Source organism: Enterobacter sp. MGH 16, assembly GCF_000493175.1.
GTDB lineage: Bacteria > Pseudomonadota > Gammaproteobacteria > Enterobacterales > Enterobacteriaceae > Enterobacter > Enterobacter roggenkampii.
On the sequence record NZ_KI535695.1, the window covers coordinates 1258017 to 1278260 of the forward strand.

At 58.5% G+C, this 20244-nt stretch carries 18 protein-coding genes; 5 read left to right on the top strand and 13 right to left on the bottom strand.

Going from position 1 to position 20244, the window contains the following annotated elements; translation table 11 throughout:
* Positions 1–144: 144 nt before the first annotated feature.
* From puuE to puuD, 5 genes are all read right to left on the bottom strand, one after another.
* Entirely contained in the window at positions 145–1416 is a 1272-nt protein-coding gene (puuE, locus tag L362_RS16635; protein WP_023344009.1) for a 4-aminobutyrate transaminase, read from the bottom strand.
* A gap of 25 nt (positions 1417–1441) precedes the next feature.
* Positions 1442–2722, bottom strand: a complete 1281-nt coding sequence (locus L362_RS16630; protein WP_023327320.1) for an NAD(P)/FAD-dependent oxidoreductase — start codon at positions 2720–2722, stop codon at positions 1442–1444.
* Positions 2719–4212 (bottom strand): aldehyde dehydrogenase PuuC, encoded by a 1494-nt coding sequence (gene puuC, locus L362_RS16625; protein ID WP_023344010.1) that lies wholly within the window; start codon positions 4210–4212, stop codon positions 2719–2721. The genes L362_RS16630 and puuC overlap by 4 nt, the downstream gene beginning before the upstream one ends.
* A gap of 157 nt (positions 4213–4369) precedes the next feature.
* A complete protein-coding gene (gene puuR / locus L362_RS16620; protein ID WP_008502454.1) occupies positions 4370–4927 on the bottom strand; it encodes an HTH-type transcriptional regulator PuuR in 558 nt (185 codons plus the stop codon).
* A gap of 25 nt (positions 4928–4952) precedes the next feature.
* A complete protein-coding gene (gene puuD, locus L362_RS16615) occupies positions 4953–5717 on the bottom strand; it encodes a gamma-glutamyl-gamma-aminobutyrate hydrolase (protein ID WP_023292584.1) in 765 nt (254 codons plus the stop codon).
* Positions 5718–5931: 214 nt separating this feature from the next.
* Between puuD and L362_RS16610 the strand changes: the two genes are divergently transcribed.
* Positions 5932–7350, top strand: a complete 1419-nt coding sequence (locus L362_RS16610) for a glutamine synthetase family protein (protein WP_008502452.1) — start codon at positions 5932–5934, stop codon at positions 7348–7350.
* A 356-nt stretch (positions 7351–7706) separates the two neighbouring features.
* Positions 7707–9098 carry an APC family permease gene (locus L362_RS16600; protein WP_008502450.1) on the top strand — a complete coding sequence of 464 codons (1392 nt, stop codon included), beginning with the start codon at positions 7707–7709 and terminating at the stop codon, positions 9096–9098.
* Positions 9099–9162: 64 nt separating this feature from the next.
* On the opposite strand, the gene L362_RS16595 is transcribed toward L362_RS16600, so the two are convergent.
* Positions 9163–10416, bottom strand: coding sequence for an MFS transporter (locus L362_RS16595; protein WP_008502449.1), 1254 nt, complete (start codon positions 10414–10416; stop codon positions 9163–9165).
* Between the two features lie 121 nt (positions 10417–10537).
* Here L362_RS16595 and L362_RS16590 point away from each other — a divergent pair, with 121 nt between their 5' ends.
* From L362_RS16590 to bioD, 3 genes are all read left to right on the top strand, one after another.
* Entirely contained in the window at positions 10538–11470 is a 933-nt protein-coding gene (locus L362_RS16590; protein WP_023327325.1) for a LysR family transcriptional regulator, read from the top strand.
* 94 nt (positions 11471–11564) lie between these two features.
* Complete coding sequence (gene mlc, locus L362_RS16585) at positions 11565–12785, top strand: sugar metabolism global transcriptional regulator Mlc (RefSeq protein WP_008502447.1); 1221 nt, start codon at positions 11565–11567, stop codon at positions 12783–12785.
* Positions 12786–12915: 130 nt separating this feature from the next.
* Positions 12916–13611, top strand: a complete 696-nt coding sequence (gene bioD, locus L362_RS16580; RefSeq protein WP_008502446.1) for a dethiobiotin synthase — start codon at positions 12916–12918, stop codon at positions 13609–13611.
* On the opposite strand, the gene clcB is transcribed toward bioD, so the two are convergent.
* The 7 genes from clcB to L362_RS16545 form a co-directional block, all read right to left on the bottom strand.
* Complete coding sequence (gene clcB, locus L362_RS16575; RefSeq protein WP_023344012.1) at positions 13546–14856, bottom strand: voltage-gated ClC-type chloride channel ClcB; 1311 nt, start codon at positions 14854–14856, stop codon at positions 13546–13548. The two genes, bioD and clcB, sit on opposite strands and share 66 nt — an antisense overlap.
* Before the next feature lie 102 nt (positions 14857–14958).
* Positions 14959–16107, bottom strand: coding sequence for an osmoprotectant ABC transporter ATP-binding protein OsmV (gene osmV, locus L362_RS16570; protein ID WP_023344013.1), 1149 nt, complete (start codon positions 16105–16107; stop codon positions 14959–14961).
* Positions 16107–16754, bottom strand: coding sequence for an osmoprotectant ABC transporter permease OsmW (gene osmW / locus L362_RS16565; protein ID WP_023344014.1), 648 nt, complete (start codon positions 16752–16754; stop codon positions 16107–16109). The genes osmV and osmW overlap by 1 nt, the downstream gene beginning before the upstream one ends.
* 8 nt (positions 16755–16762) lie before the next feature.
* A complete protein-coding gene (osmX, locus tag L362_RS16560; RefSeq protein ID WP_023344015.1) occupies positions 16763–17662 on the bottom strand; it encodes an osmoprotectant ABC transporter substrate-binding protein OsmX in 900 nt (299 codons plus the stop codon).
* Between the two features lie 18 nt (positions 17663–17680).
* The gene (gene osmY / locus L362_RS16555; protein ID WP_023344016.1) at positions 17681–18391 is read right to left on the bottom strand and encodes an osmoprotectant ABC transporter permease OsmY; all 711 of its coding nucleotides are present in this window, start codon (positions 18389–18391) and stop codon (positions 17681–17683) included.
* 276 nt (positions 18392–18667) lie between these two features.
* Positions 18668–19405, bottom strand: a complete 738-nt coding sequence (locus L362_RS16550; RefSeq protein WP_032637708.1) for a YoaK family protein — start codon at positions 19403–19405, stop codon at positions 18668–18670.
* A 159-nt stretch (positions 19406–19564) separates the two neighbouring features.
* A complete protein-coding gene (locus L362_RS16545; protein ID WP_023344018.1) occupies positions 19565–20188 on the bottom strand; it encodes a glutathione S-transferase family protein in 624 nt (207 codons plus the stop codon).
* Positions 20189–20244: the final 56 nt, after the last annotated feature.

Below are 20244 nucleotides of genomic sequence, written 5' to 3' on the forward strand. Positions count from 1 at the left end.
TTTCCTCATGCCGGGGATGTGTTTCAGGGAGCATACAATGAAACAGACCCAATTCCCCAACATTTCCCACACGGAGGAAATCTGTGCCGATCTCCTCCGTTGAAACCGTCCCCGGCATTCCGGGAGACGGTTTTCGGTGGGCACTCAGGACTTATCGCGCATAACCTGTTGCAGGATCGCCAGCGCCTGGTTGAACTGAGCGTCCGGAATGGTCAGCGGATAAAGGAAGCGGATCACGTTGCCGTACTGGCCGCAGATCAATAACAGCAGGCCCTGGGCGAGCGCCTTTTGCTGGATCGCCTGCGCGATGGCGGCCGACGGTTCACGGCTCTCGGGGTCAAAAAACTCCGCCGCAATCATCGATCCTCTTCCCCTTATCGCCACGAGCGCAGGGAAGGTGCCCTGAATCTCCTCCAGCGTGGCCTTCAGCCGATCGCCCAGCTGACGGGCACGCGCGCACAGCGACTCGTTGTCGATAATCTTCAGCACCGCGTGCGCGGCGGCCACCGCAAGCGGGTTGCCTGCATAGGTGCCCCCCAGGCCGCCGGGAGCCGGCGCGTCCATGATTTCGGCGCGGCCCACCACGCCGGACAGCGGCATTCCGCCTGCCAGGCTTTTAGCCATCGTCATCAGGTCGGGTTTGTCCGCGTAGTGTTCCATCGCAAACAGTTTCCCCGTTCGGGCGAAGCCGCTCTGCACTTCGTCGGCAATCATCACGATCCCGTGCTCATCACAAATACGGCGGATGGCGGCCACCAGTTCTGGCGGGGCGACGTTGAATCCGCCTTCACCCTGAATGGGTTCAAAAATAATCGCCGCCACCTGTTTCGCCTCAATATCTGCTTTGAACAGGCGTTCTATCGCCGTGATGGCATCCTGCGTCGTGATGCCGTGCAGCTCGGAGGGATACGGCACGTGATAAACCGAGCCCGGGAAGGGGCCAAATCCCAGCTTGTAGGGCGCGACCTTGCCGGTTAAGGCCATGGTCATATAGGTTCGGCCGTGAAAGCCTCCCCCGAAGGCAATCACGCCCGGTCTGCCGGTGTGGGCCCGGGCGATTTTAATGGCATTTTCCACCGCTTCCGCGCCCGTTGTGAAGAACGCCGTTTTGGCCGGGCTCTGCACCGGAGCCAGCTCGTTAAGTTTTTCGGCCAATGAAACGTAGCTTTCATACGGCACAATCTGGTAGGCCGTGTGGGTGAACTGGTGAAGCTGTTTTTCCACTGCGGCCACCAGTTCAGGATGACGATGGCCGGTATTCAGTACCGCGATCCCGGCGGCGAAATCAATATAGTCGTTGCCTTCCACGTCGGTAAGCGTGGCATTCTCCGCCGAGCGGGCAAAGAAATTACACATTACGCCAACGCCGCGCGGGGTGGCAGAAAGTCTGCGCTGATGAAATTCCTGGTTACTCATGTCAGATACCCTTTTGTCGAAACGATCATACGCCAAGACGATCGCGCAGGCTGTAGTACGCCGCGCCCATCGCCGTAAATGGAATCCGCAGGCTGCGGCCGCCCGGGAAGGGGTAGTGCGGGAGGTTGGCAAACGCATCAAAGCGCTCTGCGTCACCGCGCAACAGTTCCGAGATCAGCCGTCCGGCCAGGTGGGTGCAGGTCACGCCGTGGCCGCTGTAGCCCTGCATGTAATAGATGTTTTTGTCCAGACGACCAAACTGCGGCATACGGGACAGGGTCAGCAGGAAGTTGCCCGTCCAGCGGTAGTCGATTTTGACGCCTGCCAGCTGAGGGAAAGTTTTCAGCAGCTTTGGCATCACCAGGCGCTCGACATCGTCCGGATCGCGCGCGCCATACACGACGCCACCGCCGTACAGCAGGCGGTTGTCGGCGGTGAGACGGTAGTAATCCAGCAGGTAGTTACAATCTTCCACGCAGTAGTTATTGGGGATCAGCGTGCGGGCGAGCTCTTCCGGCAGCGGGGCGGTGGTCACCACCTGGGTGCCGCAGGGCATGCTGCGTTTTGCCAGCTCCGGTTCGATCTTATCGCCCAGATAGGCATTCCCGGCGACGATCACGTAGCGGGCCGTCACCTGACCATGCTGCGTGCTCACCACGGCCGGGCTGGTGTGCTGAATGGCGGTCACCGGGGACTGTTCATACACCCGCCCACCGTTCAGGCGAATGGCGTCCGCTTCGCCGATCGCCAGGTTCAGCGGATGAATATGCCCCCCGCTGCGGTCCAGCAGCGCGCCGGTATAGCGTTCGCTGTCGACTTCCCGGCGGATGGCGCTGGCGTCCAGCAGCTCCAGCTGCGTGTTGCCGTAGCGTTCCCAGTTGGCTTTTTGCTCCTCCAGCGTCTCCAGCTGCTTATGGTTTAGCGCCACAAACAGCCCGCCGGGACGATAGTCGCACTGGATCTGATAGCGCTGGATACGCTCCCGGATGATCTCCCCGCCTTCAAACATCATGCTCCCGAGCATTCTGGCGGCATCGGGCCCGTAGTTTTTCTCGATCACGTCGATGTCGCGGCTGTAGGAGTTAACCAGCTGGCCGCCGTTGCGTCCGCTGGCGCCGAAGCCGATGCGCGCCCCTTCAAGGAGCACCACGTCATAGCCCATTTCGGCGAGATGCAGCGCGGAGGAGAGGCCGGTATAGCCGCCGCCCACCACGCACACGTCACAGCTGATCGATTCGTTAAGCGTCGGGAAAGGTTCGTAAGCGTTCGCGCTGGCCGCGTAGTAGCTGGTGGTATGTTCGGTCATGATTGAGGCTCCATGGCAATCCAGATGGTTTTCAGTTCGGTAAATTTTTCCAGCGCGTGCAGGGACTTATCGCGACCGTTGCCGCTCTGCTTATAGCCGCCAAAGGGGACGGTCATATCACCGTCGTTATAGTTATTGACGAAGACCGAGCCAGCTTTCAGGCGGCGGCTCATGCGGTGCGCGCGGGAGAGATCGCGGGTCCATACCGCCGCGCCAAGCCCATATTCACTGTCGTTGGCCTGCGTTAAGGCGTCCTCTTCGGTTTTAAAACGGGTGACGACCAGCACCGGCCCGAAAATCTCTTCCCGGCACAGCGGGGAGGCAGGGTCGATGTCGACGAAAATGGTTGGACCGACTGCGGAAGGCCACGATTGTTCCCGCCCGTCCAGCAGCAGTGTACCTTTCAGGGTTCCCTCGCGAATAAACGTGTGGACGGTATCGGCGTGCGCGGCGTCGATGAGCATCCCCATCGTGCTGTCGGGGTCGAGCGGATCGCCCGGCTGCCAGTGGCGGGCCTGCGCCTTCAGCCTTGCCAGGAAGTCATCAGCGATGCTGTCTTCGAGCAGCAGGCGGGTGCCGGCGATACAGACTTGCCCCTGGTTATAAAAAATTCCGGCGGCGGTCGCGCTCACGGCCTTGTCCAGGTCCGGACAGTCGGCAAAGATAATGTTGGCGCTTTTGCCGCCCGCCTCCAGCCAGACGCGCTTCATGTTGCTTTCTCCCGCGTCCTTCAACAGCTGCTTGCCGGTACGGGTAGAGCCGGTAAACGTCAGCACCTCGACCTCCGGATGCAGTGCCAGCGCCTGGCCCGCTTCGTGGCCGTAACCGCTTATCACGTTCAGCACGCCGTCAGGCAGGCCCGCCTCTTTCGCCAGTCCGGCCAGCCGCAGGGCGGTGAGCGGTGATTTCTCCGATGGTTTCAATACCACGCTGTTGCCCGCGATCAGCGCCGGGCCCAGCTTCCAGCAGGCCAGCAGCAGCGGGAAGTTCCAGGGGACGATGGCCGCAACAACCCCGATGGGCTCGCGCACGATCATCGCCAGCTCGCCCGGCCCCGTAGGCGCCACTTCGCCGTAGACTTTATCCGCCGCTTCGGCGTACCAGCGAATGGCGCGCGCCGCGCCGGGAATATCGTCGCGCAGGCTGTGGCGGATGGGTTTACCGGTGTCCAGCGTTTCCAGTAAGGCCAGCTCTTCGCTATGGCGTTCCATTAAATCGGCGAGCGTATTGAGCACGGCCTTGCGCTGCGCCGGAGACGCCTGCGACCAGTCACCGCGCTCAAATACCGCACGCGCGGCCTGAACCGCGCGGTCCACGTCCGCCTGTTTGCCCCGTGCGACGTTCGCCAGCGTCTGCTGGGTCGCGGGATTGACGGTTTCAAACGTGGCATTATCGGCGGCGTCACAATAGGCGCCGTTAATAAATAACCGGGTCTCAATGGCGCTGTTTTTTGCTTTATCCTGCCAGTAAGTCAGGTGCTGAAAATGCATATTCACTCCTTTCTTTCGCAATCAGATAAATAAAGGCATGGCCGTTTCAGGCAATACGAAGCCGTGGGGCATCCCGGGAATTAACCCGTTAAATGCCGACAGCGATCGTTTTTATATTTCCCGGCGTAAGCGCGCTTACGCCGGGACTGAGTGGTAATTAGAACGTGGTGGGAGTGTGGGCACTGATAATGCGGCAGATGCCTGCCGAGGTGTTGCTGAAGCTGTGCGGTATGCCGGTATTGATGGCATAGCTCTGCCCCGCAACCAGGTGATATTGCTGGCCATTAATGGTCAGCAATATTTCACCTTCCAGTATCGTACCGATCTCCTCACCCTGGTGTTTGATCCTCTCTCCGGTCGTGGTTCCAGGCTGGTAAGTTTCAAAAATCATCGCCAGCGTACGGTTCGGATTTCCGTTATGAACCAGCTTCATCGAAACCCCCTGACTGCCTATTTCGATAAGGTCTTCCTGATTAATAACCACCTGCGGTTCATCAGGTTTTTCCGGTTCCGAAAAGAATTCCGAGAGCGACAGCCCATAAACTTTCAGCAGCTTTTGCAGCGTACTGATAGCAGGACTGACTTTGTCCTGCTCAATGGTGCTGATGGCACTGTGTGTTAACCCAGACAGTTCGGCGGCACGCCGCTGCGAGAGACCCAGCTGTTGGCGGATCTCAGACAGACGTTTCCCTGGCGCCAGTCCGTCATCGCTCATAGTTGCATTTCCTTTACGGTAGTGGTCAAAGCCGTTGCTTCTCGGCAATGTGGCTTTGACAGGCGGTGATAAAACCTTCAAACAACATACGGGACAGGGCGTACTCGCTGCTGTTCCATTCGGGGTGCCATTGCACGCCGAGGGCAAAAGGGTGGTCATGAACGCTGACCGCCTCGACCAGCCCATCCGTCGAGCGGGCCTCCACGCGAAGCCGTGGTCCTAACGTTCGTGCACCTTGCCCGTGTAACGAGTTTACCCAAAATGTGTTACAGCCTGGTATTAATTGAGACAGCAGTCCTCCCTCCTGAACCTGAACTTCATGAGACGGGGCGTATTGTAGCTCAACCGGCAGTTCAGGATCTTCCCGGTGCTCGAGCAGGTCGTTCTGCTCGAACAGGCGGCGATACAGCGTCCCCCCCGTCGCAACAACGAGTTCCTGCAGCCCCCGGCAGATGGCGAAAATGGGGATGCGCCTTTCGAGCGCGGCGGCAATCAGCGCCATACTCAGAAGATCTCGCCCGGGATCGGCGTCAGGCTCATCGCCGTTTTCACCATAAAGGTGCGGCTGCACGTTACTTGGGCTGCCCGGCAGGTAAATCCCGTCCAGGGTGGGCAGCAGAGCGGTGAGCAGCTCTGGCTCTGCCAGCGCATGCGGTAAGGCAATTGGTAAACCCCCCGCGTTAATAATGGCATTCAGGTACTTTTCTTGCAGGGTCTGGGTCTCATGACCCTTAAGCCTGTTTCTACACATCACCACGCCAATAACTGGCTTGTTCATTATATTTTCCATGATCGCCCTCACAAAGTGGACTAAATTTAGGCCATTTTCGCCTGATAAACGGCCTTTTCGTTCAATATTTTCTCAATCTAGCAACGGGATCTGCCTTTTGCAAACTTAATTTAACATTTGACAAACAATTTATTTGCATACAGATTCGATAGGGTGGACATTATATTTGACAGTCCAGAGCAGCGAACGCAAATCCCAAAAACGGTGGTAAATCATGGAAACCAATATCGTAGAAGTTGAGAACTTTGTGCAGCACACGGATGAGAGGCGGGGCAGCGCCTTTACGCAGGAAGTGAAGCGCTATTTAGAAAAGTATCCTGACACCCAGTTTATTGATGTCCTCCTGACCGACCTGAACGGCTGTTTTCGCGGCAAGCGCATCCCGGTTGCCGGACTGAGCAAGCTTGAAAAAGGCTGCTATTTCCCGGCATCGGTTTTCGCCATGGACATTTTAGGTAACGTCGTGGAAGAGGCGGGTCTGGGGCAGGAGCTCGGCGAGCCGGACTGTATCTGCGTGCCGGTGCCGGGCACCCTGACGCCGTCCGCCGCCGACCCGGAATACATTGGTCAGGTGCAGCTCACCATGGTCGATGAAGATGGCGCTCCCTTTGACGTTGAGCCGCGGAACGTACTCAACCGACTCTGGCAGCAGCTGCGCCAGCGCGGCCTGTTCCCCGTGGTAGCGGTAGAGCTGGAGTTCTATTTACTTGACCGTAAACGCGATGCCGACGGCTATCTGCAGCCACCCTGCGCGCCGGGGACCGACGTGCGTAACACGCAGAGTCAGGTCTACTCGGTTGATAATCTTAACCATTTTGCTGACGTGCTGAACGATATTGACGAACTGGCGCAGCTGCAGCTGATCCCCGCCGACGGGGCAGTGGCTGAGGCCTCCCCGGGCCAGTTTGAGATAAACCTGCACCATACGGAAAACGTGCTCGACGCCTGCGATGATGCGCTGGCGCTTAAACGTCTCGTCAGGCAGATGGCGGAAAAACATAAGATGCACGCCACGTTTATGGCAAAGCCGTATGAAGAACATGCGGGCAGCGGGATGCATATCCACATCAGCATGCAAAACAACCGAGGCGAAAACGTGCTCGCAGACGCCAACGGAGAGGATTCCGCGCTGCTGAAACGCGCGCTGGCCGGGATGATCGACCTGATGCCTGCGTCCATGGCGCTGCTGGCACCGAACGTCAACTCCTACCGCCGTTTCCAGCCGGGGATGTACGTGCCGACGCAGGCGTCATGGGGACACAATAATCGCACCGTTGCCCTGCGTATCCCCTGCGGCGATCGCCATAACCATCGGGTCGAGTACCGGGTGGCGGGCGCTGACGCGAACCCGTATCTGGTGATGGCGGCGATTTTTGCCGGCATTCTACACGGGCTGGATAACGATTTACCCCTGCAGGAAGAAGTGGAAGGCAATGGTCTGGAGCAGGACGGGCTGCCGTTCCCGATTCGTCAGAGCGATGCGCTGTGGGAATTTATGCAAAACGATAGCCTTCGCGAGCGGCTGGGCGAACGTTTCTGCCACGTCTATCACGCCTGCAAAAATGATGAATTACTGCAGTTTGAACGCCTGATTACCGAAACGGAAATTGAGTGGATGCTGAAAAACGCCTGATGACGTGCCCCGGTAAGGGGCCGCTTTATTTCATCTGACACGTATCACCAAACGGCCTGCGCGGAGCCTGGCCTAACTGTTCGCTGGCACGCCAGCTTTCTCCCGGGAGTCGCGTTATGGAGCGCAGGCGGCACAGGGATTTTCTTAACGACACTGTGTGACGAGGTAGGAAATGATGCAGATGTTCAACTATCCGCAGGGCGAAGGGGGCCAGTCAGGCGCCTGCTGTGAGTGCGAGCGAGAGACGGTGCGCTGGTACGATCGCGTGTGTTCTTTACAACTTCCCCCTTTGCTAAGCAGGTTTGCGTTAAGGACAGCGCGATTGCAAACCACGGTAAGCATGGGGGGGACGGTTTATGGCGACTAACACCTCTCTTGACTCGCCGCGCATGGCCGGCAGAACCCGGCTGCGCAGTTCCCTCAAGCTCTGGCAGGTGGTCATGATGGGGCTGGCTTATCTCACCCCCATGACCGTGTTTGATACCTTCGGTATTGTGTCCGGTATCAGCAATGGCCACGTGCCCGCCTCGTATCTCCTGGCGCTGGCTGGCGTCATGTTTACCGCCATCAGCTACGGCAAACTGGTACGACAGTTCCCGGAAGCGGGCTCTGCGTATACCTACACGCAGAAATCGATCGGCCCCCATTTAGGCTTTATGGTCGGCTGGTCATCGCTGCTGGATTATCTCTTCCTGCCGATGATCAACGTGCTGCTGGCGAAGATCTACCTTTCCGCGCTGTTCCCTGAAGTCCCGCCGTGGGTCTGGGTGGTGGGGTTTGTAACGATCCTGACGCTGGCGAACCTGAAGAGTGTGAATCTGGTCGCCAACTTTAACACCCTGTTTGTGCTGGTGCAGATCGCCATCATGGTGGTGTTTGTCATACTGGTGGTGCACGGTCTGCATAAGGGGGAGGGCGTCGGCACCGTCTGGTCGCTCCAGCCGTTTATCAGCGAGAACGCACACCTGATCCCGATTATTACCGGCGCGACTATCGTCTGCTTCTCTTTCCTCGGCTTTGACGCGGTCACCACGCTGTCGGAAGAGACGCCAAACGCGGCGCGGGTGATCCCCAAAGCCATCTTCCTCACCGCTTTGTATGGCGGGCTGATATTTATTGTTGCCTCGTTTTTCATGCAGCTCTTTTTCCCGACGATCGCGCGCTTCAAAAACCCGGACGCCGCGCTGCCGGAAATCGCGCTGTACGTGGGCGGCAAGCTCTTCCAGTCGGTGTTTCTGTGTACCACGTTTGTGAATACGCTCGCTTCAGGCCTGGCCTCGCACGCCAGCGTCTCTCGCTTACTGTATGTGATGGGGCGTGACAACGTGTTTCCAGAGCGGGTGTTTGGCTACGTGCATCCGAAATGGCGCACGCCAGCCCTGAACGTCATTATGGTTGGGATAGTGGCGCTGTCGGCCCTGTACTTTGATCTCGTGACCGCGACGGCGCTGATCAACTTTGGCGCGCTGGTGGCGTTTACGTTTGTTAATCTCTCGGTGTACAACCATTTCTGGCGGCGCAAGGGGCTGAACAAAACGTGGAAAGATCGGTTCCACTATCTTCTGCTGCCGCTCATTGGTGCCGTCACGGTCGGCGTGCTGTGGATAAACCTCGAAGCGACGTCCCTGACGCTTGGCCTCATCTGGGCGGCACTGGGGATCCTTTACCTGACATGGCTCACGCGCCGTTTCCGAAAACCGCCTCCGCAGTTTGAAGCCGGTAAAATAGAGCAGGCCTGGGATTCCTGAACGTGAAACGGCACCAGTACGCTGGTGCCGTTTTTCGGGAAACGGACGTCCGCCCGCGAGCATATTATCTCAGACGTTTATGCAGGCTTCCCCCCACGAGCAACGCCGCGCACAGCATCAGCGCAATAAACCCGCCCACGCCGTTCCAGCCGTAGTGATGCCAGAACACGCCGCCGAGCGTCCCGGCGATGCTGGACCCCAGGTAATAGCTAAACAGATACAGCGAGGATGCCTGGCCCTTGGCGCGACGCGCGCGTGGGCCAATCCAGCTGCTGGCGACCGAGTGGGCGGCGAAGAAACCCGCGGAGAAGAGCAGCATGCCGGCAAAAATCAGCCACAGGGAGGAGAAGAGCGTCAGCAGCAGGCCGACCAGCATCACCGATGTGAAGAACAGCATGACCGGGCCGCGGCCATAGCGGGCGGTCATTGCCCCGGCCTTCGGTGAACTCCACGTTCCGGTCAAATACGCAACCGAGAGTAAACCGACAAGAGCCTGGCTCAGATGCCACGGCGAGAGCATCAGGCGATAGCCAATATAGTTAAACAGCGTGACGAACGAGCCCATCAGCAGGAAGCCGGTCAGGAACAGGCGCGGCAGCCCCTTGTCGCGCCAGTGCAGGCGGAAGTTGATAAACAGCGTTTTCGGGCGCAGCGATGTCGGGCGGAAATGACGCGATTCCGGCAGAATTTTCCAGAACATCAGGGCAGAAGCCAGCGCGAAACAGCCGATGACCGCCAGCGCAATACGCCAGCTAAAGAAGTCCGTGAATACCCCGCTCAGCAGACGCCCGCTCATCCCGCCAATCGAGTTCCCGCTGATGTATAGCCCCATAGAGAAGGCAACAAAGCTCGGGTGGATCTCCTCGCTGAGGTAGGTCATCCCGACCGCCGCCACGCCGCTGAGCGAGAGCCCGATCAGCGCACGCATCACCAGGATGCCGTGCCAGCTGGTCATCATGGTCGAGAGTAGCGTACAAACCGAGGCCAGCATCAGCGCGGTTACCATCACCTGTTTACGGCCGATGGCGTCGGACAGCGGCCCGGTAAAGAGCAGGCCAACCGCCAGCATACCGGTTGAAATAGAGAGGGATACGCTGCTGCTGGCGGGTGAAACGCCAAACTCATGGGAGAGCACGGGCAGGATCGGCTGAACGCAATAGAGCAGGGCGAAGGTCGCCAGACCGGCGGAGAAGAGCGCCAGCGTGACGCGCATAAATTGGGGGGTACCACGTTTAATGAACTGAACCGGCTGCGATGTTGCAGGTAAATCATCGATATCGCTCGCCGGATCGATATCAATGGCAGTTGTACGACTCACACAGTTTCCTTGCTTAAACATCCCCGTGATTTCTGGTGACGGGTATGACCACCTGATAAGGGTAGGAAAATGTAAATATTCTGTCTAATATATTAATAATCTCAAATGATACTTTAGAAATATGAATATCGAGCTGCGTCATCTCCGCTACTTTGTCGCCGTCGCCGAAGAGCTGCATTTTGGCCGCGCGGCGGCGCGGCTGAACATCTCTCAGCCTCCCTTAAGCCAGCAGATTCAGATTCTGGAGCAGCAGGTCGGGGCGCGCCTTCTGGCCCGCACCAACCGCAGCGTGAGCCTGACGGCGGCGGGTAAGCAGTTTCTCATCGATAGCCGACAAATTCTGAGCATGGTCGAGGACGCCGCCGCCCGGGCAGAACGGCTCTATCTCGGGGAGGCCGGAGAGTTGCGCATCGGGTTTACCTCGTCCGCACCGTTTATCAGCGCCGTCTCGGAAACCCTGTCGTCATTCCGTCGCCATTTCCCGGATGTTCATATTCAAACGCGCGAGATCAACACCCGCGAGCAGATCGCGCCGCTCAATGAAGGTTCGCTGGATCTGGGGCTGATGCGTAATACCCAGCTGCCGGACTCGCTGGCGTGGGAGGTGATCCTGCGCGAGCCGCTGATGGCCATGATCCCGCACGATCACCCGCTGGCGTCGCGTCCGGCGGTTTCGCTGGCAGAGCTGGCAAACGAGCCGTTTGTCTTTTTTGACCCGCAGGTCGGAACGGGTCTGTATGACGATATCCTGGGGCTGATGCGCCGCTACGATCTTGCCCCGGTCATCACCCAGGAAGTCGGGGAAGCGATGACCATTATCGGCCTGGTCGCCGCCGGGCTGGGGGTGTCTATTCTTCCGGCCTCCTTTAAACGGGTACAACTGCGCGAAATGCGCTGGGTGACCATCGCCGAAGAGGATGCCGTTTCAGAGATGTGGCTGGTCTGGGCAAAACATCGCGAACAGAGCCATGCCGCGCAGCGCTTCAAACAGCAGTTGATGAACGTCTCCGCCGGGCGGCATTTTCAGGGAAAAGTGGGCAAAAATGTGCAGTAAATCACATGGCTAAGTAAATATTTGACGGCAGCCCTGCAAGTGCTTCACCATAGCCAACAGTTTATTTCGAAGCTCGAAAATAAGGGAGTACGAGGTGGTCGCTGATAGTCAGCCAGGGCATATTGATCAGATTAAGCAGACCAACGCTGGCGCGGTGTATCGCCTGATTGATCAGCTTGGTCCGGTTTCGCGTATCGATCTTTCGCGCCTGGCACAGCTGGCACCCGCCAGTATTACCAAGATTGTCCGCGAGATGCTGGAAGCGCACCTGGTTCAGGAGACGGAAATTCAGGAGCCGGGCAGCCGTGGCCGTCCGGCAGTCGGGCTGGTGGTGGAGACGGAAGCCTGGCACTACCTGTCGCTGCGCATCAGCCGGGGGGAGATCTTCCTTGCGCTGCGCGATCTCAGCAGCAAGCTGGTGGTGGAAGACCGTCTTGATCTGCCGCTCAACGCTGAGGAACCGCTCCTCGACGCGATTGTTTCGCATATCGATCGCTTCTTTATTCGTCACCAGCAGAAGCTTGAACGCTTAACGGCGATTGCCATCACCATGCCGGGGATTATTGATACCGAAAATGGCATTGTTCACCGCATGCCGTTTTACGACGATGTTAAAGAGATGCCGCTGGGGGAAGTGCTGAAAAACCATACCGGCGTGCCGGTCTATATTCAGCATGACATCAGCGCCTGGACCATGGCGGAGGCGCTGTTCGGCGCGTCACGCGGGGCGAGGGATGTGATTCAGGTGGTTATCGATCATAACGTCGGGGCAGGCGTCATTACCGACGGACGTCTTCTCCACGCCGGAAGCAGCAGTCTGGTGGAAATTGGCCATACCCAGGTCGACCCATACGGCAAGCGCTGCTACTGCGGGAACCACGGCTGTCTGGAGACCATTGCCAGCGTGGAAAGCGTGCTGGAGCTAGCGCAGGTCAGGCTCAGTCAGTCCATGAGCTCCTCGCTGCACGGACAACCCCTCACGGTGGATTCTCTCTGCGCCGCGGCGCGTCAGGGCGATCTGCTGGCGAAGGACATCATTACCGGGGTGGGGAATAACGTTGGCCGCATTCTGGCGATTATGGTGAACCTCTTCAACCCGCAAAAAATCCTTATTGGCTCACCGCTGAGCCAGGCGGCGGAGATCCTCTTCCCGGCGATTACGGCCTGTATTCAGCAGCAGTCGCTTCCCGCCTACAGCCGGAACATTGCGGTAGAAAGTACCCAGTTTTCCAATCAGGGCACGATGGCCGGCGCCGCGCTGGTCAAAGATGCCATGTATAACGGCTCGCTGTTGATCCGCCTGTTACAGGGTTAACTCTTTTTTGCAGATGTAAGAAAAATTGCGCTATCTCAAGCCGGGTAGCGCACGCATCCCGTAGACTTCCTCCACTGAATTATTTACCTGGTTTATATTTTCGAAGCATACCCAAGAGGTGGAGTGAGTCATGCTTAAGCGTTTCTTTGTTACTGGTACAGATACCTCTGTCGGCAAGACCGTTGTATCCCGCGCATTGCTGCAGGCGCTGGCAGCAAGCGGTAAACGCGTGGCAGGGTACAAACCGGTCGCAAAAGGGAGTAAAGAGACGCCAGAGGGATTGCGTAATAAAGACGCCCTGGTACTGCAAAGCGTCTCGTCACTGGAACTGCCTTATCACGCGATCAATCCTATTGCGTTAAGCGAAGAGGAGAGCAGCGTGGCGCACAGCGGCCTGATTAATTACCCTCTGCTGTCCAACGGTCTGGCGAGCCTGTGCGAGAAGGTCGATCACGTGGTGGTGGAAGGCACGGGCGGCTGGCGCAGCCTGATGAACGATCTGCGCCCGCTGTCGGAATGGGTGGTGCAGGAACAGCTTCCGGTGGTGATGGTGGTGGGGATCCAGGAAGGGTGCATTAACCATGCGCTGCTGACGGCGCAGGCGATTGCCAATGACGGCCTGCCGCTGGTTGGCTGGGTGGCCAACCGCATCAACCCTGGTCTGGCGCACTATGCGGAGATCATCGACGTGTTGAGCACCAAACTACCCGGACCACTGGTGGGTGAACTGCCTTATCTGCCTCGCGCCGAGCAGCGCGAGCTAGCGCAGTACATCGATCTCTCTGCCCTCAGTGGCGTGTTGACCGTAGATCGAGTCGTGGCGTAACGTCCGCGACAGCACGGACGCCAGCACGCAGGCGACCAGCAAACCGGGCAGTAAAAAATATTGCCCGGTCATTTCACAGACCATCAGCGCCGACATAATGGGCGCATGCGTGGTCGCGGCGAGTAGCGTCGCCATCCCCGCCAGCCCAAGCAGAATCGCCGTCTCAGCGCCCGGCAGCCACAGCGCGAAAAGCTGTGCAAACAGCATCCCTGTCGCCATGCCGACAAACAGCGTGGGCGTGAACACCCCGCCCGGCGCGCCCGAACCGCTGCTCGCCAGTACCGCCAGCAGTTTACAGATAAAGACGCCTGCAACGATCGACAGCAGCGGTGGGGCGAGCAGAAAAGTCTGCACCACGCTATAGCCGTTCCCCCACACCTTCGGCGTCAGAAGAGACAGTAGCCCGACGATCGCACCGCCGAGCGCCAGCTGCCACGGGGGCGAAAGCTTAAGGCGCAGGAATAGCCCGTGGCTGAACGCCATCAGCCACATCAGCAGCGGTCCGCAGAGACCCGCCAGCAGCCCCATGGCGACCAGCAGGGCATAATCAGTTGCGGTGAGTGTGCCGCTCAAATGGACCGCGTAGAGCGTGCCGGTTCCCGGCGCCAGGAGCTGCGTGGTGAGAAGCGCCACTACCGCCGCGATAACCACGGGCCCGAGCGAGGCCAGCATCAGGGTGCCAAACAGAATCTCCGCAATGAACAGGCTTCCGGCTAACGGAGCATGGTAGGCGCTGGCCATCCCGGCCGCGGCTCCGCAGGCGATCCATAACTTCCATTCGGATTTGGGCGTAAAGCGCCGGGCAAAAAAGGAGGCGGCGAGGGCGGCAAGCAGGATCATCGCCCCTTCACGCCCGATGGCGCTTCCGCTTGCCACGACAAGCAGCGAGGCAAGGGATTTCACCAGGCTGGCGCCGTAATCAAACTGACCGTCGCCGGTCTCCAGCGCTTCCATATAATCGGTGGGGGCATGAGGCCGCTGGGCGGTCAGCCGTTGCCATCCCCAGAGCAACAGCCCGGCAGCCAGCCCGCCCAGCGCGGGCGTCAGCGCGCGCCGCCAGGGCGAGAGCGAGGCGGCGGCATTCACCAGGCTGCCGCTGTCGTTGCTGAGAAGCAGCCACTCCAGCAGGTACATGCTGTGGCGGAACACCGCAACGGCTAGCGCGGCCAGCACGCCGGTGACGGTTGCAATCAGCAGTCGGCGAAACATCGCGCGGATGTCGGGGTACGTATGAAGACGTTGCATGGGTCGCGAGTAAACGGGAAAGATACAATATTGTGGCGGGAAATCGCGGGGTTAGCAAAAGGTATGCGTGCGGAAAAGCCGGGCGACGCCCGGCCTGAAAGATTAGTTCTCGCTGTGTATATTCAGCGCCCGACGCGTACGACCTGAACTGAGATACTCGGCTATATAGTCCTGAGAAATCTCGCCGTTGTAGCGCCCGTCCTCATCCACGATCGGCATCCAGCTGGTGTTGCTCTCATACAGGCGTGACAGCACTACGCGCAGGTTGTCTTCGGCTTTGCCGGTCATGCGGAACGGATGCAGGATGTCGGCGCAGGTCCCGCTGGCGTTACGCGCTTCGCGACGCTTCACAAAGCCCAGCGGCTTGCCGTGCTCGTCAACCACGGTAATCGCGCGAATATCGTTATCATCCATGGTGGCAAAGGCTTCAGGCAGCGGCGTCGAACCCCGCACCGTAATGGTCGGCTGCTGGTCAGTGACGTCGCCCGCCGAGACCAGCAGCAGGCGCTTCAGCGTGCGGTCCTGACCGACAAACGAGCCGACAAACTCATTCGCCGGTTTCGCCAGCAGTTCGTCCGGGCTGGCGCACTGGACGATTTTCCCCTGCCGGAACACCGCAATACGGTCGCCAAGCTTCAGGGCTTCATCGATATCGTGGCTGACCAGCATGACGGTTTTTTTCAGCTTGCGCTGCATCTCGAGGAACTGGTTCTGGATCACCTCGCGGTTGATCGGGTCCACCGCGCCGAAGGGCTCATCCATCAGCAGCACCGGAGGATCCGCCGCCAGGGCGCGGATCACGCCGATGCGCTGCTGCTGGCCGCCGGACATCTCGCGCGGGTAGCGATTCAGGAACTTATGCGGATCCAGCGCCACCATATCCATCAGCTCTTCGGCGCGGGTTTTACAGCGCGCTTTATCCCAGCCCAGCATGCGCGGTACGACGGTAATGTTCTCTTCGATGGTCATGTTCGGGAACAGGCCAATCTGCTGGATCACGTAGCCAATGTTGCGGCGCAGGGTGACGGTGTCCATCCCGCTGGTGTCTTCGCCGTTGATCAGGATCGTCCCGCTGCTCGGCGTAATGAGGCGGTTAATCATCTTCAGGGTGGTGGTCTTCCCGCAGCCGGACGGGCCGAGCAGGACGCACATTTCCCCTTCGGGCACGTTCAGGTTGACGTTGTCGACGGCCTTGAAGGTCTGGCCGTGCTTCTGTGAAAAGTGTTTGGTGAGGTTTTCCAGTTTTATCATTATCGAATCCCCTTCGGAGTCAGAACCACCTGCAGACGGTGCAGCAGCCAGTCGAGCACAATCGCTAAAAGACAAATCATCAGCGCGCCCGCAATCAGCATGCGGATATCGCTTCCGCCGATGCCGTTGAGCAGCAGCAGACCCAGACCGCCCGCGCCGATCACCGCGGCAATCGCCATCACGCCGATGTTCATCACCACGGCGGTGCGGATCCCGCCGAAAATCACCGGCAGCGCCATCGGAATTTCGACCCAGCGCAGGCGCTGCCAGAAGGTCATGCCGATGCCGCGCCCGGCTTCACGCAGGCCCGGCGGCAGGCTGTCGAGCGCGGTATGGGTGTTGCGCACAATCGGCAGCAGCGAGTAGAGAAACACCGCCGTGATCGCGGGCAGGGCGCCAATCCCCTGACCGATCAGCGAAAAGAGCGGGATCATCAGGCCAAACAGCGCAATGGACGGGATGGTCAGCACGATGGTGGCAATCCCCAGCACCGGCGTCGCCAGCCACCTGTGGCGAACAATCAGAATGCCGAGCGGGACGCCGATGAGAATGGCTAAGCCCACGGCCAGCGCCACCAGCCACAGATGCTGCAGCGTCAGGGTTAACAGGTAGTTCCAGTTGTCCAGAATGTAGTGAATCGTCTCCATAGCGCCTCCTACAGCAGCTGTTTGCTACGCAGGAAATCACGGGCGACCTGCTGCGGTGACTGATGGTCGATATCCACCTTCTTGTTCAGTTCGGTGATAACGTCGTTGTTGAGCTGGGCCGAGAGGGTGTTGAGCGCCTCTTCCAGGCCCGGATTGGCCTCCAGCGTGTCCTTACGGACCACCGGGGTGACGGCATAGCTCGGGAAGAAGCCTTTATCATCTTCCAGCACCTTGAGGTCGAAGCCCTTCACGCGCCCGTCGGTGGTATAAATCAGCCCGGCGTCGACGAAACCGTCGCGCACCGCGTTATAGACCAGACCGGGGTCCATCTGACGGATCTGCGGGCGGTCCAGGTCCATCTTATAGGCGGCCTGAAGCGGCTTCATGCCGTCGCTGCGCCCGGCAAATTCCAGGTCTAAGCCCAGCAGCCAGTTTTTGTCCGGGTTGGTTTTACGGATCTGCTCAATCTTCGCCACCATCTCCGACATGGTGTTGATATGTTCCGCCTCGGCGCGCTTGCGCTGCATGGCGAACGCATAGGTGTTGTTCATGTCGGCGGGCTTGAGCCAGACCAGACCGTGCTTCGCGTCCAGACGTTTCACAGTCTCGTAAGACTCCTGGGGCGACATGCGCTTGTTGATATGGTTAAAGATGATTAATGACGTGCCGGTGTACTCCCAGGTCATATCAATCTGCTTGTTGATCATCGCGTTGCGGGAGATCACCGTGGCGATATTGGTTTGCGGCTGAACCTGGAATCCTTTCTTTTGCAGGTACTGCACGGTCATCGCCGAGAGAATGTGCTGCTCGGTAAAGCTCTTGGTCGCCAGAATCAGAGGGGCCGCAATGGTCTGGCCGGTGAACAGCGCCGCGGCACACAGCGCCGCCAGGCCGGATATCAGTCTCATAAAAGCTCCTTGTTATTGTTATCGAGCGAGATGGGGACTCATCACGCGACCCAGCGCCGCCAGCAGGGTATCGAGGATCAGGGCGAACAGGGCGGTGGCCGCCGCGCCGAGGATCAGGGTCGGGAAATCGTTCAGGTAAATGCCCGGGAAAATCAGCTCGCCGTAGCTGCTGGCGCCAATCAGGAACGCCAGCGGCGCGGTACCGACGTTAATGGCGGTGGCGATGCGGATCCCCGAGAGCATGACCGGCCAGGCGGCAGGCAGCTCCACCTGGCGCAGACGCTGCCATTTGGTCATCCCGATGCCGTTTGCCGCTTCCAGCAGCGACGGCGGGACCGAGCACAGCCCGGCATAGGTGTTGCGCACGATCGGCAGCAGCGAGGCGAGGAACAGGGCGATGATGGCCGGCGTATCGCCAATACCAATCACCACCATCGCCAGCGCCAGCACGGCCAGCGGCGGCAGCGTGTTGCCAACGTTGAAGATTTGCATCACATATTCGGCGATACCCCGCGCGGCCGGGCGGCTCAGCAGAATACCGGCCGGAATACCCACCAGCAGGGCTAAGAACATTGATGAGAAAACCAGAATCATATGCTGTTGCCCGAGATAGATCAGGTCAACCTGACGCGCTCTGATGGTCTCCAGCCCGATCCCCCAGACGAGGAGGGCGAGAACCACGATAATGGCGCCGACAAACAGTAGCGAACGTTTGAATAATGGGTGCATTGCGGTGTGTCTCCCTGTGCGCATGCGTTATAGCAACCACCGGTTGCCTGTTGTTATGCCATGTTTCGGCAGGGGTAATTGACCTATAGCAAGCGTTTGGGAAGGGTTCCAGCGAAGGGGGAAAATCAGTAACCCTATGAAACTAGTGACAACCTGAGGTCAGGCCTTATGGCATAAGGCCTGATTGTGGGGCGGGCAGAATAGTCCTAAAGCGAATCTTTCAATGTGACAGTGTCACATCTAAAGGGCTTTTATGCCGAGTACAGGTCATTACCTTCATAGAGAGGCGCGAACCCGTCGAACCCGCGACGAGACGGTGATTATTGAGACGGTGGCGACAAACGCGAGCATCACGCCCAGCGCCAGCATGGCGTTAAAGCCAATCCATCGGAACAGCAGCAGCCCCGCGATGCCGCCCGTAATGAACGAAAACAGGGTGGTTAAGTGGGTTTTTAGCTGGCTTTTTTGCGCCGCCGTATCTTTGGAGTAATCCCTGCGCAGCATCGCCACCATGACGGAGGCCAGGGAAATCCCCGCGTCCGTTAGCGTGCCGGTAATGTGCGTCGATCTTACCCGTCCGCCGGAAAGCTGCGTGGAGGTGGAATTATGAATGCCCATCAGAAAGCAGAGAAAAAGAATAATCTCGCGATTGCTGGTGAGCGCATGGAAATACATTTCGTAGAAGGAAACGCCGGTCAGTAATATCCCCTCGACAAAAAGGATCTGGCAAAAAACCAGCCTGACGTTATGGATAATTCCCCATATGACGATCGTGCGCGCAATAATGGCGCCAGCCACAAAAGAGAGAATAATCGAGCCGAAGAAAATCATATCGCTCAGATCGGTAGAAGAAACTTCGCTGGATAACTGTGAGGTGTTGCCGGTCATGTGTGAGGGGAAAAAACCAAATGCCCCGAGGGCGATGGCGTTCAGCAAACCTGCCGAGGTCGCCAGCCAGAGAGCAAGCCGGCGATCCTCCTGGTGCGTTCGTTCTTTCTTGAGTTTAATCAGCAAGAATACCTCCGGGTTGAGCTTTGCCTGACTATTCAGGCTAGCAAAGCGGTGCAACGGGCTGTCCAGGATATGGCTTAATTATTATTCCCTCTGACGACAATCAGGGTTTCGTAATTAAATAAAACAGCCTCGTTGCGGTATTCATTCAGGCATTAAGTTTTATATCATGCCGTTATTGCCGTGACGCAAAAATGCCGGACGCTGGTTAAGTCGCTCGAACCAGGCCTCAATGGCGGGCACGTCTGGCTTATCAAACGGCGTCATTTTCCAGCGATTCACCGACAGCCCAAGCACCACGTCCGCGAGGGTAAACGTCTCGCCCGCCGCGAAGGCCCCGGTGCGCTGCAGCTGGTTTTCCAGAATGGTGATGCAGTGATTCCACTCTTTGATTCCTGCCGCGATGCGCTCAGGGTCGTTAAAGTCCGGGTTTTTACGCCCCAGCGCCGGGAAGACATAGCGCCAGGCGTTGTTAAATTCGGTGGCCTGCCAGTCCATCCAGCGTTCAACGTTGGCGCAGGCCCGCGGTTCTGCAGGCAGCAGATCGTGACGTTCGGCCTTGCGCGCCAGATAACGGCAGATGGAATTGGACTCCCACAGCACGAAATCACCGTCAATCAGCACCGGCACCATGGCGTTGGGGTTCAGGGCGCGGAAGGCATCCGTTTCCGTCGAGGCGAAACCGCTGCCGTAATCTTCCTGCTGATAGGCTATGCCCGCTTCTTCGCAGGTCCAGAGCACTTTACGAACGTTGATGGAGGTGGTTTTGCCGAGGATGCTGATCATTGCGCAGGTGTCCTTTAGAGGATGTTATTGTTTAAAAACAATACACGATCGGCGAA

Coding starts and splice junctions, on each gene's coding strand:
- puuE (WP_023344009.1), bottom strand. CDS start 1,416: ATGAGTAACCAGGAATTTCATCAGCGCAGACTTTCTGCCACCCCGCGC.
- L362_RS16630 (WP_023327320.1), bottom strand. CDS start 2,722: ATGACCGAACATACCACCAGCTACTACGCGGCCAGCGCGAACGCTTAC.
- puuC (WP_023344010.1), bottom strand. CDS start 4,212: ATGCATTTTCAGCACCTGACTTACTGGCAGGATAAAGCAAAAAACAGC.
- puuR (WP_008502454.1), bottom strand. CDS start 4,927: ATGAGCGATGACGGACTGGCGCCAGGGAAACGTCTGTCTGAGATCCGC.
- puuD (WP_023292584.1), bottom strand. CDS start 5,717: ATGGAAAATATAATGAACAAGCCAGTTATTGGCGTGGTGATGTGTAGA.
- L362_RS16610 (WP_008502452.1), top strand. CDS start 5,932: ATGGAAACCAATATCGTAGAAGTTGAGAACTTTGTGCAGCACACGGAT.
- L362_RS16600 (WP_008502450.1), top strand. CDS start 7,707: ATGGCGACTAACACCTCTCTTGACTCGCCGCGCATGGCCGGCAGAACC.
- L362_RS16590 (WP_023327325.1), top strand. CDS start 10,538: ATGAATATCGAGCTGCGTCATCTCCGCTACTTTGTCGCCGTCGCCGAA.
- bioD (WP_008502446.1), top strand. CDS start 12,916: ATGCTTAAGCGTTTCTTTGTTACTGGTACAGATACCTCTGTCGGCAAG.
- clcB (WP_023344012.1), bottom strand. CDS start 14,856: ATGCAACGTCTTCATACGTACCCCGACATCCGCGCGATGTTTCGCCGA.
- osmV (WP_023344013.1), bottom strand. CDS start 16,107: ATGATAAAACTGGAAAACCTCACCAAACACTTTTCACAGAAGCACGGC.
- osmW (WP_023344014.1), bottom strand. CDS start 16,754: ATGGAGACGATTCACTACATTCTGGACAACTGGAACTACCTGTTAACC.
- osmX (WP_023344015.1), bottom strand. CDS start 17,662: ATGAGACTGATATCCGGCCTGGCGGCGCTGTGTGCCGCGGCGCTGTTC.
- osmY (WP_023344016.1), bottom strand. CDS start 18,391: ATGCACCCATTATTCAAACGTTCGCTACTGTTTGTCGGCGCCATTATC.
- L362_RS16545 (WP_023344018.1), bottom strand. CDS start 20,188: ATGATCAGCATCCTCGGCAAAACCACCTCCATCAACGTTCGTAAAGTG.